This window comes from Pseudomonas sp. MM211, from assembly GCF_020386635.1.
Taxonomy (GTDB): domain Bacteria; phylum Pseudomonadota; class Gammaproteobacteria; order Pseudomonadales; family Pseudomonadaceae; genus Aquipseudomonas.
In genome coordinates, this window is record NZ_CP081942.1 from 4,540,413 (window position 1) to 4,553,894 (window position 13,482).

Sequence of the window (13,482 nt, forward strand, 5' to 3'; positions counted from 1 at the left end):
TCCTCTATTTTCAGTTGGCTGCCGAGTCGTTCGGCTGGATTTGGTTGGTGTCGTGCAGTTGTCGCTGCATGTGGTAAAGATTAAATTCGACACCTTCAACGCACCAGACGGCAAAAATTGCCTACAGCGTTCCATTTTCAGAACGGTATATCGATGGAAGACCTCAATACGCTCTACTACTTCACCCAGGTGGTAGAGCATGGCGGCTTCGCGCCCGCCGGCCGTGCTCTGGATATTCCCAAGTCCAAACTCAGCCGACGCATCGCCCTGCTCGAAGAGCGCCTGGGCGTGCGCTTGCTGCACCGCACCAGCCGCCATTGCTCGCTGACGGAGATCGGCCAGGAGTACTACCAGCGTTGCGTGGCCATGCGCGTGGAGGCCGAAGGCGCAGCCGAAGTGATCGAACGCAACCTAAGCGAGCCTCGCGGCCTGGTGCGCCTGGCGTGCCCAACCACCCTGCTCAACTCCTGGGTCGGGCCGATGTTGACGCGCTTCATGCTGCGCTACCCGTCCGTGGAGCTGTTCATCGAGAGCACCAACCGCCGCGTCGACCTGCTCCACGAAGGCTTCGATATCGCCCTGCGGGTACGCTTCCCACCACTGGAAAACACCGACATGGTGATGAAGGTGCTGGGCAACAGCCGCCAGTGCCTGGTTGGCCGCCCGGACTTTCTCAAACAGCTGCCGGAGCAGTTTCAGCCTGCCGACCTGGGCCAGTTACCGAGCCTGCATTGGGGTGGCTCGCAGCGCGAATACCAGTGGGAGCTGTTCGGCCCGAATGAGGGAAAGCTGCTGATCCCCCATCACCCGCGCATGGTCACTGACGACCTGATCGCCCTGCGCCACGGCGCCCTGGCCGGCGTCGGCATTGCCCACGTCCCACGGGTCGCGGTGCGCGAGGATCTGGACGCCGGCACCTTGGTAGAGATGCTGCCGGGCTGGGAACCCAAATGCGGCATCGTCCACGCCATCTTTCCGTCCCGCCGCGGGCTGCTGCCCTCGGTGCGTACCCTGATCGACTTTCTGGCGGAAGAGTTTAGGCAGAGCGATATGGCCTGATTCGCATGCGCCAGGCCTTACCGTTGCATCTGATCGTTCCCCACGCTCCGCGTGGGAATGCATTCCGGGACGCTCTGCGTCCCTGCTGGCCAGGGAACGCGGGCGCAGCGTGACCAGGTCGGGGCTCCCACGCTGGAGCGTGGGGGCCATCAAAAGTTAGGCGCCAGGCCGGAGAGTGCGGCGCAGCAGCCATCGATTCGCGCCGGGGGCGACGCTCCTCCTACGCATGGGCCTCTGACTGGCCCCGGCCTACGCCATCAACGCAGCGACTTGCGCCAGCCCTCTCCCCTAAACGACGGGATGGAGCTGAGAGGCTGCGAGACCGAACGCGGCAGCCAGGATGATCAGCAGCACCAGGTTGAGCAGGATCCGCCGCCCTTTGGGGAGGCCGGCGAATTCCTTGGCAACACTCGCAGCGAAGACGACAGCCACCACCGCCATCGCTGGCATGGAAACCAGCCAGTCAGCGAGCCGGCTGTTCATCAGCAGCTCGCTGTCGGGATAGAGCCCCTGACTAATGGCCATATAGTCGGGCCTGGCATCGACCAGCCCCCAGTATGCCGCCACGGTAATCAGCTGAAGCACCAGCAGAATCAGGTTGCACAGTGTCTTCAGACGAGGGAATCGACCCGGGTCACGGCTGTGCACAGAGCGCGCTCCCGTTCTGGGTCTTGCCCATCATGTCCTTGATCACGCCACGAATCTTGGTATCCGCCAGTTGCCCGCCTTTGGACTCGACCTTGATCCGGCTGAGCGAGAACGTGGATTCGTTGTTCGCATCGAAAATGGTGAAATTCACGTCTACGGTGCCGCTGAAAGCCAGCGTGCCCTTCAGCTCCACCTCACCCAGCTTGCCGACCAGCGAAGAGCGGCTGCACAGCCAGGCGTGCTTTGTCGTGTCGATCTTCATCCACGCCGTTTCGATATGCCCGGCGATCAGCGTGCCACTGTTGCCACCGATCTCGAAACCCGAGGCGATGCCGAACGTCTGCGGCTGGTCGCTGCTGGAACGCCTTAGCTGGATATAAACGCCACTGAACAGGCTGAAACCAATGCTGGTCTTGGGCAGCGCTGCGCCAATGCCGCTGGCCAATATCTTCATTTCCATCACATGCTCCTTATGTGTACGCAGGTCGGTGGTCATGTTGCTGAACAAGCATGACTGAGCAACACGCAGTCCACCGTGAATGACCACGCACAAAGGAAATAAATCCCGAATGCCTGCACAACGATATGCACGGGCATATGGCCTAGCGAAGCAAGCGACTGACGGGTTCGGTTCGTAGTCGCCTACACCGAGGCTTCATAAGTTGGCGATTGCCCTGACGCTATCAACTGGACTCGTTAAAGAACCGAGCCGCGCTGCCGCTATGTAACCTGATGGAAGCGCAGTCGCCAGCAACACAGGCTGACTACGGCACTGACCAGGCAAGGATGAACAGGAGATAGAAAGGACATGAGTGAGTTACCCACATTCACTTTTTCCGCCACGGCCAATTCACCCACAACTTCGCTGTGGCGCGTTACGCCCGGCCACGCGGCAAACGTCAGCGCTGAAAACGATCCTACTGCTGGCAGCGACATGCTGGCCGAACGCACCAAGGTACAGATCAGCCAAGAGGCCCTGGACACGTTTCAGGCCTACACAGAAGCAGCAAAGACCGGCAGCACGGCCAGCAGCTCGTTGAGCCTTTCTGAAGGGGTGAAACTTCACGCTCCCGATGCATTGAGCGAGCAAGACCAACAGGCGCTGATCGCCAGCCTGCACAGAGATCCTGTAGCAGTCGCCAAAGAGGCCCTGGAAACTCAAGGGCAAGCCATGAAGGCGGCGAATCTGCAGTTAAGCGCTATCTCTACGACGATCGAACAGACCTACACCCGTCTCCTGGAAACGATTGCCAGCGCTCACCCCGATCTGAAAGGTGCCGCTTTCGGTTTTAGTGTCGATGCAGCCGGAGCGCTCGTGCTGACCAACGCGAGTTCGCTGAGCGCCGATCAACGCGATCGCCTGCTGCGAACACTCAACGCATCGGACGACTTGGTAAAGCAGGCCAATGACCTGGCCGATGCGCAGATCGCCCTGTTCGAGGTCGAGCGCTTCAGCCTGGGGAGAGACTTCAACCGCGCCAACTACCCGCAAACCATCGATATCGGCGCAGAACTGCTCGCAAGGGTCGCCGCCCGCAATGCTCCGCGCGATGGCCCGGCGGCTGGGTTGCACCCGCTCAACCTGGCGAACAACTGGCGGCAGCAATTGTGGGCCAAGGGCGAGCACAAGCCGATGTCGGAGCGGGTCTGACCGACTCGAAGCACCAAACCCATGACTGACCTCGCCGGTAGGTGCTCCAGTACCGTAGGGTTGGGCGCAGCGATAACCGGGAAATTTCCCTGGGTGTCGCTGCGCTCGACCCAGGCTACGAAGAGCGACATTGAGTGCAGGGGATGTGACCAGGCAAACGTTAGCGACGAAGCGCAGCGACCAGTTCAGCTTCCACGTCGCCTTCTCTGGCGTCTTTCTGAAACACCGCACAGGTCGCCGTTCCGGCATCCGTGGTGCAGCGGTACACCGCAATCACGCTGCCCGGCCCAACCCCGGTGTGGCCAGTGAGGACGATGCCGCCCTCGATATCGCCCTGCATCAAACCCAAGGCGTAGCCAGCAACGATCCATGGACGCCCTGGAAGAGGCCCACCCAGAACGCGCCGTTCCTGCATCTGTACCAACAGCTCATTGGGCAGCAGGCTGCCACCCAGCAGCCGATCCAGCAGCAAGGCGGCATCGGACACACTGCCGACCAGCAAGCCGTGATAAACCCAGCCAGGCTGGTAGGCGGCAGCGCTGCCCATATCGACGTCGCGCAAGTCGGCAGGCGTCTTCACCAGACGAACAGAAGACACGCCGAGCGGCTGCAACACCCGTTGCTCGATGGCGCTTTCGAGTGAGCTGCCACTGAGTTCCTCGATCAACCGGGTGACGTACAGATAGCCGACATTGGAGTACCCCCAACCGACCCCAGGCTGGTAGCGCAGGCGCGCGGCATCGAGGCGCTCGAGCATTTCGCTGGCTGGCCAGGGCTCATCGCCACGGGAGACGGCAGCGTGGTAGTCGGCGAGCTCGGAGTAATCCGCCAGGCCGCTCTCGTGTTTCAGCAACTGGCGCAGTGTGAAGGGGCCGCCCAGCACCACCTCGTCGAGCGATACCAGCCCATCACGCACCAGGGTCAGGGTAGTCGCCGCCAGCACGGTCTTGGTGAAGCTCCACCAGGGTACGAGCAATCCCGAAGACCCCGAGGCAGAGAGCCGGTCGTTTACAACCAGCGCGCTTGAAAAACCAGTCAATGCGCTCTCCGCCGCCGTGAAAGAAAGTCCATTGTCTTGTGGTTCGAACTCATCGATTTAACCCATAGGGTGGATCGCGCTTGATGGATCCACCACAGCGTCCCGATCACTTCCAGCAGGTACTGACCTTGGAACACACATCGTATTTGCTATCAAGCTCCCTCATCTGCTCGACATACCGCGACCGGGCTGTATACGAATTCATTGCGAGGTTTAAAACAAACATGTCTCTATCAAAGTTCTTAAAAAACTGCTTGAACTCAATAGTATCCTTCATATTTTCTGAGTGGATCAGAATATCCAATTGCTCATCGGAAGCGCGAGCGAGCTTCGCTTTGAATTTCCGTTTGTAATCGCTGATTGCATACTGCTGAAATGATTGTTCCCCCCGAGAATACTGGTAGGTAAGCTCTTCCACTTGCGACCAGTATGCATCCGGCAGAGAAACTCCGATATCGTTCCTGCGCTTCTGGATGGCAGTCTGAATGTATTGCCGCATTTCAAATTCCGACTTTGGCTCCGGCTCTGAAATATTGGCATCACTCAGCAACCTATGCACCACAGCATCGGTTAGCTTTGCTCGCTCGGGGGTTTCTGGCAAACCTCTAGAGGAGCATCCGGAAAGTCCAACAAGCAGCGCCATAAGCGGTATTACGAGATAATTAGACACACGCAGATTCATTAAGCTTCCCTGTTAATTTAGCGAGTTCATACTAAAATTCATTTCCAGCAGCGTTCTCTCGCGACGCAAACGCCATAGCGCTTATCAAGTGCATCGAGCCGCTTCAGATAGTCATCCAGCGCCTGCGCACTAAGGTGGTTGTCTTGCTGAAAATAGAGCAGCGTAAGTCGTGTATCACCACCATTGAACAGCTTCTTGAACGTTGGCGTACCCTCCATGCTTTCGCTGCGTGCCAATTGCTCCAGCTCTTCATTGGAAGCCGTAGCCAGCCCCTGTCGGTATCTAGCTTTGTAAGCCCCCAATGCGCGCTGCTCAATACTGTTAACGTCCAAAGAAAATTGGTAAGAGCCTTCTTCATAAGTGCTCCAATAATCCTCAGGCAGATCAGTACGGGCTTTTGCCTTTAACCTATCCGTAACACTGCGGGCTTCCTCACGCATCTGAGCATCGGTCTTACGCCCTCGATCGCTGTCAGCTACGGTTGTGACCATTGATGACCTCTCGAGGATGCTGCCAATCAAGACAGCTCGCTTCGGCGTTTCGGGCAGAGGCTGACGCGATGAGCATCCCACTACCAAGAAAGCCAGGGACAAAAGGAGAACGTGCTGAAGAAATCTCATGAGTACATTCCTTGTAAATAGCGCAATAGCTTGCCAAAAAAAGGGAGCTGCTGGTGTGCTGCCCCACTACTTTTGAAGATGCAGAAGCCAGAGCCGAGCAGGGCGACTTCCCGGGTGTCGCTACGCTCGACCCAGGCTACAAAAGCCCCGTATCAACCCTCGACCTGGCTCCACTGCTTGCTCAGGCGCTTGTCCGACACGGCCATCTTGGTGCCCAGTTGCTGGGCGAACAGCGACACGCGGTACTCCTCGAGCATCCAGCGGTAGAGCACCAGATTGGCGTCACGTTTGCCTTCCTGCAGATGCTTGCCGAGGCGCGCCTGGTACTGTTCCCAGTAGCCGGCCAGCTCGCCACTCCACACCCGGTCGCGTTGCAGCTGCGCGGCGATCTTGTCGAAGCGTTGCTCGATGGCCTTGAGATAGCGCGGCAGTTCCTTGAGCCATTCGCCAGGCGTTTCGCGGACGAAGCCGGGATAGACCAGATTGCCCAGCTGCGCCTTGATGTCGTTGAGCGCCACTGCCTGGGCCAGGTCGATCTTGCCCTTGAAACGCTTCTGCAGGCCGTGCCACAGCTTGAGAATTTCCAGGGTCAGGCGGGCCAGGCGCTCGGCATGGTCGGCCCAGGCGCCGCGTTTTTTCTCGGCCAAGGCGGCCAGCGCTGCGCCGTCACGGGGCAGCGGTTGTTCGCCTTCGAGGATGCAGCTGTCGAGGCTGGCCAGCAGAATGTCTTCGACCAGCGCATCGACCCGGCCCAGATCGCGGTGCAACAGGCCCAGCTCGGTCAGCCCAGGCAATTTGCCGCGCAGGAACTTGGCAGGCTCCGCCAGTTGTTGCAGCAACAGGCGCTGCAGCGCGCGGCGGTGTTGGAACTCGGCTTCGGCCTGGGTCGGGAAGCGCCCTTCCTTGACCACACCGGCATCTTCCACCAGCGCCGGGAACACGGTCATGGAGAGCCCGGCAACCTTTTGCTGAGTCTTCTCGGCGACCTGGGCGAAGCCCTTGGCCTCCACCGCCTTCGGCACCTTGTCGGTCTGAGGAATGGCCAACGCGGCCTGGCTGGCCTCGGCGAAGCGCGCGGTCAACTCGGTCAGATCCCGGCCTTCGCCGAGGAATTTGCCGTGGGTGTCGACCACCTCGATGTTCATCTTCAGGTGATGTTCGAGCTGGCGGGTCGCTTCGACCCACGCATCACTGTCGATGCGCGCACCGGTCATGCGTTGCAGCTCGTGAGCCAGGCTTTCCGGCAGGCTGCCCTGGCCGAAGGTGAGCTTGCTCAGGGCTGCGCCGACGAAATCCGGCACCGGCACGAAATTCTTGCGCAGCGCCTTGGGCAGGCCGCGCACCAGATCGATGGCCTTGGCCTCGATCAGCCCCGGCACCAGCCACTCCAGGCGCTCGCCCGGTAGCTGCGGCAATAGCGGCGCCGGTACGCGCAGGGTCACGCCGTCGCGCGGATGATTGGGTTCGAAGTGATAGGTCAGCGGCAACTGCAGCTCACCGATATGCAGGGTATCGGGATACTGGGCGGCGGTGACTTCCAGCGCCTCGCGGGCCAGCACGTCTTCCTCGCGCATCATCAGCAGCTGTGGGTCTTTGGCGCTCTCGCGCTTGTACCAACTCTCAAAGGTCGCCGTCTGGTAGATGTCCTGGGGAATGCGCGCCTCGTAGTAGGCGAACAGGGTTTCCTCGTCGGCGAGAATGTCGCGGCGGCGCGCCTTGGCTTCCAGCTCGTCGAGCTTCTCCAGCAGCAGTCGGTTGGCGCTCAGGCACTTGGTACGGCTATTGATTTCGCCACGCACCAAACCTTCACGGATAAACAACTCACGCGCCACCAGCGGATCGATGGGCCCGTAATGCACGGGCCGACGGCCGATCACGATCATCCCGTACAGGGTCACCTGTTCGTACGCCACCACCTGGCCGCGCTTCTTCTCCCAGTGCGGCTCGAAGTGGTTCTTCTTGATCAGGTGACCAGCCAGCGGCTCGATCCAGTCCGGTTCGATCTTGGCGACCTGGCGGGCGAACAGCTTGGTGGTCTCGACCAGTTCGGCGGCCATGATCCAGTTGGGTTTCTTGCGGCCGATCACCGACGACGGATGCACCCAGAAGCGCCGCTGGCGGGCACCGAGAAAGTCGCCCTCCTCGGTCTTCTGGCCGATCTGGCTGAGCAGGCCGCTGAGAATCGCCTTGTGCACAGCCGCGTAACCCTTGGCGCGCTGCGCGGCTTCATTGGCCTCGGCCTGCTCGCGGAGGATCACATTAACCTTGGTGTCGGTGGTCGGCGCTACTTGCACGGCTTTTTCGGCTGAACCTGCTTGCGCTGAATCGCCCGCAAGCGGGCTCCTACGGGAGGCGTTATCGCCCAGCTGCAGATCCTTCGCCAGCAACACCAACTGGCGATGGGAATCTCGCCACTCACGTAACCGCATGTAGTTGAGGAAGTTCTTCTTGCACCAGCTACGCAGCGGGCTGGAGCCGAGCTCCTGGCGTTTTTCCTCGAAGCCGCGCCACAGGTTGATCAGCGCGGCGAAGTCGGAATCCACATCCTTCCACTGCGCATGGGCCTGATCAGCCGCCTGCTGGCGATCCATCGGCCGCTCGCGCGGATCCTGCACCGACAGCGCACTGGTGACGATCAGCAGTTCCTGCAGGCTACCAAGCTTGGCGGCCTCCAGCACCATGCGGCCGAGGCGCGGATCGATGGGCAAGCGTGCCAGCTGACGCCCCAGCGGGGTCAGTTGCCCTTCGCGATTGACTGCCGATAGTTCCTGCAGCAGGTTGAAACCATCGCTGATGGCCTTGCCATCCGGCGGCTCGATAAAGGGGAAATCCTCGATGCTGCCCAGGCGCAGGTGCAGCATCTGCAAGATCACCGCCGCCAGGTTGGTGCGCAGAATTTCCGGATCGGTGAACTCGGGCCGACCGAGAAAATCCTCCTCGGCATACAAGCGCACGCAGATACCCGGCTCGACCCGGCCGCAACGGCCCTTGCGCTGGTTGGCGCTGGCCTGAGAAACCGCCTCGATGGGCAGGCGCTGCACCTTGGCGCGGTAGCTGTAACGGCTGATGCGCGCCGTGCCGCTATCGATGACGTAACGAATGCCCGGCACCGTCAACGAGGTTTCCGCGACGTTGGTGGCCAGCACGATCTTGCGCCCAGCCATGGGCGCGAAGATCTTCTGCTGCTCGGCAGGCGTCAGCCGCGCATACAAGGGCAGCACTTCGGTGAAGCGCAGGTTGGCCTTGCGCAGCACTTCCGCAGCATCGCGAATCTCGCGCTCGCCCGGCAGGAAAATCAGCACGTCGCCCGGGCGCTGGCCGACACTCGTCTCATGGGCAGCGATCTCGTCCAGCGCGGCAAGAATGCCCTGATCGACGGTGAGATCGTCGAGCAGGCGCTCGCCCTCCTCGTCCACCTCGGCAGCCAGCGGCCGGTACCAGGTTTCCACCGGATAGGTGCGGCCGGAGACCTCGACGATCGGAGCGTCGTTGAAGTGTTTCGAGAAGCGCTCCAGATCGATGGTCGCCGAGGTGATGATCACCTTGAGGTCGGGCCGCCGCGGCAGCAGGGTCTTCAGATAGCCGAGCAGGAAGTCGATATTGAGGCTGCGTTCGTGGGCCTCATCGACGATCAGCGTGTCGTACTTTTCCAGGTAGCGATCATGCTGGGTTTCGGCAAGCAGAATGCCGTCGGTCATCAGCTTGATCAGCGAACTGTCCTTGCTCTGATCCTCGAAGCGCACCTGATAACCGACCAGCTCGCCCAACGGTGTACCGATCTCCTCGGCCACCCGCGTCGCCACACTGCGCGCCGCCAGTCGCCGCGGCTGGGTATGGCCGATCAGCCCGTGTTGGCCACGACCGATCTCCAGGCAGATCTTCGGCAACTGGGTGGTCTTCCCCGACCCGGTCTCACCGGCGATCACCAACACCTGGTGCTTGGCCAGCGCCGCCTTGATCTCGTCGCGCTTGGCCGCGATCGGCAGCGCGTCGTCATAACGCATCACCGGCACACTCAAGCGCCGCGCCTCGACCTTGGCGCAAGACGCCCGGAAACGATCCAGCCACTGCGCCTGCTTGGCCTCGTCGGGCTTCTTCTGCAGCTCATGCAACTGCCGACGCAAGCGATGGCGGTCGGCAATCATGGCGTGGTCTAGGTTGTTCTGCAGGGCAGCGATATCGAAGGGGACGTCGGTCATCAGGCTCGGGCGGGTCGCGGAAAAGTTGGCGATTGTCGCAGATTCCGGGGTGAGGCGTGCAGGGTGGGCTGTAGATGGAAGGCGGGGAGCGAGGACTTTTGATTAGAAGCGGTCAGACTGCCCAATAAATAAATCTATCCCATCTTCTAGCCGTTAGCGACCTAGCCCCAGCCGACTACCTCATCATCCCCGAGCAGCGAGCGCTCCCTCCTCGCCGTGCCAAATCTTGCTTCTCCCAAACTAGACTTCAGCCGACAGCAACACTGTCCCGCTAAAAGCGCGCCGGCCATGGGTTAGTACCCATCTCGCCCTTCTGGCCGCCCTGCTCATCGGCAAAGACAAAAAAAGTGCGCAAGAGGACATCCAGATTCCACGCTGCACTTGTGTGCGCAGCCTGCGCAGGCAAGCCGAAAGTACGCGCGTAATAATCCGCCAACGCCTGCTCCGCCTCAGAATAGACTTGCTTGATCTGGTCGTAGTGTTGCCGATTGGATTCTGCCGATTCCGCCCAAGCAGCCAGCCCGGCCTCAACCTGTGTACGGCTGTTGTAGACCTGGGCTTCGGAAATCGCCCACGGACGTAATGATACGTTGGCCAGTGCATGCTTACCCTCCAACCTGATGCTTGCCGTTGGCTGCAGCGTGCCTTCGTCCGTACCCTCGCCCAGCGCCTTATCCAGCTTGCTGACTAGGTTCAACACCGGTTCTGGCAAGCCCGCTTCAGGCGCCTGATCTGCAGGCGTGAATGCGATAGTGCAGGTGGCCTCGCGCGCGCCGGTCGTATACACCTGCCAATTGGCAAACACTGTAAAAGGTTGGCCGAAATCAATCACCCATTTGCCCTGCTCGGGCGTAGTTTGTAGCACTAGAGGAGGCCGCCAGCTATCGGCAACCACAGCCATTCTCGCCGCTGATGCGTAATCGCTGATCTGCCGAAGGAAATCCTCAGGCGTAACATCCGCATCGACCCAGTAGAGCGAATATCGATCACCGCGCCAGCCTGCCCCGACTTCATGCAGCACTAGCCTTTGCGGATAACTCGTCTGCGCTTCCCAATATAGGTGGCGATTGCCTGACGGGTAGAGCTGGAAATCCTCGGTGCTGCTAAGGGCGTCACCTGCTGAGAGATCCAGTTCGGCAGCCCCCAACAGCATGCGACTTTTCATTCCCTCTGGCAGCACAAGCGGCGCGTAAAGCCTGGGCGCCGATGAATAGAACATGGCGCTCGCCAACTTCATCGCCTCCACGCACTCCGTGCGCGTCACATCCCCACTGGCGTAAGGCAATGCGCCCATGGCAACGGTGGCGTGCAACGACAGCAGGTAGGCAGCTCCCATACGCAACAACATTTCGGTTTTCTCCCTGAAAACGGACAATTGACGTGCGCGCCCTCACACCTCAATACGAGCCTTCTTGATGACTTTGGCCGGGGCGGAAGCTGAGTATCACAAGTTATGAGATATAACAGATTCCCGCGACCGCCGTAGAATACAAGCCAGAGACCTGTGGCACCGTGCATGCCTGGTGCACTATTACCCGGGTCACCGGCCACTTTAGGAATCGAGTTGCCGGCGCTTACCACTACAACATGGCCGCAACGCATCGCCCGCAAATGGGCGTAGCCAGGAAATGGCTTTGCGGCTCGAAGACGCCCGTTGTTTGAGGCGTCAGAAGGCATCAGAACCAACCTCCAAGGAGCGGCGACGTGACAAAGAACGTTGTGACGTGCGAGTGCGCACAGGTTGCCATCGAGCTCGATGGTAAGCCGTTCATTTCCACCGAATGCCATTGCAACAGTTGCCGGGAAGCGGCGATACGCCTTGAGCAGCTGCCGCTTGCGCGGCCGATGCTGGAGCGCAATGCAGGCACGCAGTTTGTGCTCTATCGCAAAGACAGAATCCAATTCCTGCGCGGTCAGGATCTCCTGGAGGCTTTCCGGCTCGGGCCAAAAGCCCCAACGCGTCGCGTAATAAGCCGGTGCTGCAACAGCCCGATCTTTCTCGAATTCCAGAGCGGCCACTGGCTCAGCCTCTATTCGAGCCTCTGGCCCGAAGAGACACGGCCAAAGCCACAGCTGCGCACGATGACGGGCGACAGAACAGACAAAGTCGCGTTCGATGATGGTCTGCCAGCAGGCACGCTGCAGACCTGGCGATTCTATGCAAACCTGTTGGGCGCGTGGATTGCCATGGGATTCAAATCACCCAAGATCCGTATTGGCGAGGAAGCTGAGCGCGACAAAACAACCAGATAATAAATCTGCGCCTTTTCTATAACTGTTTACTCCTTGCCAACGCCCAACGTGCGCTTCCTAAGCAAAAGGGACGGATTTATTTAATCCGCCCCTTTTTAATTAACGCCCTTCTTAGCTCACTGTTGCCGCTATCCCCCTCGAACGCCAAGCAAATCCCAGCACCATCAGCAGCCCAAGTGCCGCCATCGCGGCACCGGCCAGGGAGATCGCCGGGTAGCCGAGGCCTGCACTGATCACCGCGCCGCCCAGCGCTGCGCCAACGGCGTTGCCAAGGTTAAAGGCACCGATATTTACCGCCGAAGCTAGGTTGGGTGCGCCCTTGGCGGCCTCCATCACACGCATCTGCAGCGGCGGCACGATGGCGAAGCTGGCGATGCCCCAGATCAGGATGGCCACGGCGGCCGGTAGCGGCCAGCGCATCAGTACGGTGAACGCCAGCAGTACAACAATCAGTACACTCAGCGAAACGATCAGGGTGCGGTCGATGGAGCGGTCAGCGGCTTTGCCGCCCCACATGTTGCCCAGCGTTAGGCCCACGCCGTACAGCACCAGCATGGCGGTGATAAAAGCGGTGGACGCGTGGGTCTCGCTGCTGAGAATCGGCGCGATATAGGTGAACACGGTGAACATCGCACTCGAACCGACCACGGTCAGCGCTAATGCCCCCAGCACCGGGCCACGGCCCAGCGCGCGAACTTCAGCCATTACACCAACGCTTTTCGGCGCCGGCAGGTTGGGCAAGGCGAACCACAACGCGGCCATGGCCACCACGCCGAGGCCGGTGATCCCCCAGAATGCGGTTCGCCAACCGAGCACTTCGCCAAACCAGGCAGCCAGCGGCACACCGCCGATGGTCGCCAGAGTCAGGCCCATGAACATGGCCGCAACCGCGCCGGCACGTTTTTCCGGGGCGACCACGCTGGCGGCGACGATGGAGCCGACGCCAAAGAACGCACCGTGGTTCAGTGAGGTCACCACCCGGGCGACCATCAGGCTGTAGTAATCGGTCGCCAGGGCGGACATCAGGTTGCCCAGGGTGAAGATCGCCATGAGCCCGATCAGCAGATAACGCCGGGGAATCTTGCCGGTGGTCAGGGTCATCAGCGGCGCGCCGAGCAATACGCCCAACGCGTATGCACTGACCAGCAGGCCTGCAGCGGGAATAGAAACGCCGAGATCCGTAGCGATGCTCGGCAACATGCCCATGGGGGCGAACTCGGTAACGCCGATGCCGAAGGCACCAATGGCGAGTGCTACTAGGGGTGGATTGATGTTCATGAGAGGCTCCTTATCTATGCTGCGAATGCTACGATTAAGCCTTTTCAGGCGGT

At 60.4% G+C, this 13,482-nt stretch carries 11 protein-coding genes; 3 read left to right on the forward strand and 8 right to left on the reverse strand.

From position 1 onward, the window contains the following. Positions 1–153 precede the first annotated feature (153 nt). Positions 154–1,059, forward strand: a complete 906-nt coding sequence (locus tag K5Q02_RS20940; protein ID WP_225833845.1) for a LysR substrate-binding domain-containing protein — start codon at positions 154–156, stop codon at positions 1,057–1,059. A 288-nt stretch (positions 1,060–1,347) separates the two neighbouring features. On the opposite strand, the gene K5Q02_RS20945 is transcribed toward K5Q02_RS20940, so the two are convergent. Further along, on the reverse strand, positions 1,348–1,707 hold the full coding sequence (locus K5Q02_RS20945) for a hypothetical protein (protein WP_225833847.1): 360 nt from the start codon (positions 1,705–1,707) through the stop codon (positions 1,348–1,350). Next, complete coding sequence (locus K5Q02_RS20950; protein WP_225833849.1) at positions 1,694–2,167, reverse strand: hypothetical protein; 474 nt, start codon at positions 2,165–2,167, stop codon at positions 1,694–1,696. Before K5Q02_RS20950 ends, K5Q02_RS20945 begins: the two co-directional genes overlap by 14 nt. Positions 2,168–2,515: 348 nt before the next feature. On the opposite strand from K5Q02_RS20950, the gene K5Q02_RS20955 reads away from it, so the two are divergent. Next, the gene (locus K5Q02_RS20955) at positions 2,516–3,358 is read left to right on the forward strand and encodes a hypothetical protein (protein ID WP_225833851.1); all 843 of its coding nucleotides are present in this window, start codon (positions 2,516–2,518) and stop codon (positions 3,356–3,358) included. Positions 3,359–3,518: 160 nt separating this feature from the next. On the opposite strand, the gene K5Q02_RS20960 is transcribed toward K5Q02_RS20955, so the two are convergent. From K5Q02_RS20960 to K5Q02_RS20980, 5 genes are all read right to left on the reverse strand, one after another. After that, a complete protein-coding gene (locus K5Q02_RS20960; RefSeq protein ID WP_442963940.1) occupies positions 3,519–4,397 on the reverse strand; it encodes a serine hydrolase domain-containing protein in 879 nt (292 codons plus the stop codon). 106 nt (positions 4,398–4,503) lie between these two features. Next, positions 4,504–5,079 carry a hypothetical protein gene (locus K5Q02_RS20965; protein ID WP_225833853.1) on the reverse strand — a complete coding sequence of 192 codons (576 nt, stop codon included), beginning with the start codon at positions 5,077–5,079 and terminating at the stop codon, positions 4,504–4,506. 38 nt (positions 5,080–5,117) lie between these two features. Beyond that, on the reverse strand, positions 5,118–5,519 hold the full coding sequence (locus K5Q02_RS20970) for a hypothetical protein (protein ID WP_225833855.1): 402 nt from the start codon (positions 5,517–5,519) through the stop codon (positions 5,118–5,120). Positions 5,520–5,851: 332 nt separating this feature from the next. Continuing rightward, positions 5,852–9,898: an ATP-dependent RNA helicase HrpA gene (hrpA, locus tag K5Q02_RS20975; RefSeq protein ID WP_225833857.1), complete on the reverse strand. Its 4,047-nt coding sequence runs from the start codon at positions 9,896–9,898 to the stop codon at positions 5,852–5,854. 271 nt (positions 9,899–10,169) lie between these two features. Continuing rightward, positions 10,170–11,246 carry a hypothetical protein gene (locus K5Q02_RS20980; RefSeq protein WP_225833859.1) on the reverse strand — a complete coding sequence of 359 codons (1,077 nt, stop codon included), beginning with the start codon at positions 11,244–11,246 and terminating at the stop codon, positions 10,170–10,172. Between the two features lie 356 nt (positions 11,247–11,602). Between K5Q02_RS20980 and K5Q02_RS20985 the strand changes: the two genes are divergently transcribed. Next, a complete protein-coding gene (locus K5Q02_RS20985) occupies positions 11,603–12,151 on the forward strand; it encodes a GFA family protein (protein WP_225833861.1) in 549 nt (182 codons plus the stop codon). 111 nt (positions 12,152–12,262) lie between these two features. Here K5Q02_RS20985 and K5Q02_RS20990 read toward each other — a convergent pair whose 3' ends face one another. Then, positions 12,263–13,429 (reverse strand): MFS transporter, encoded by a 1,167-nt coding sequence (locus K5Q02_RS20990; RefSeq protein ID WP_225833863.1) that lies wholly within the window; start codon positions 13,427–13,429, stop codon positions 12,263–12,265. Positions 13,430–13,482: the final 53 nt, after the last annotated feature.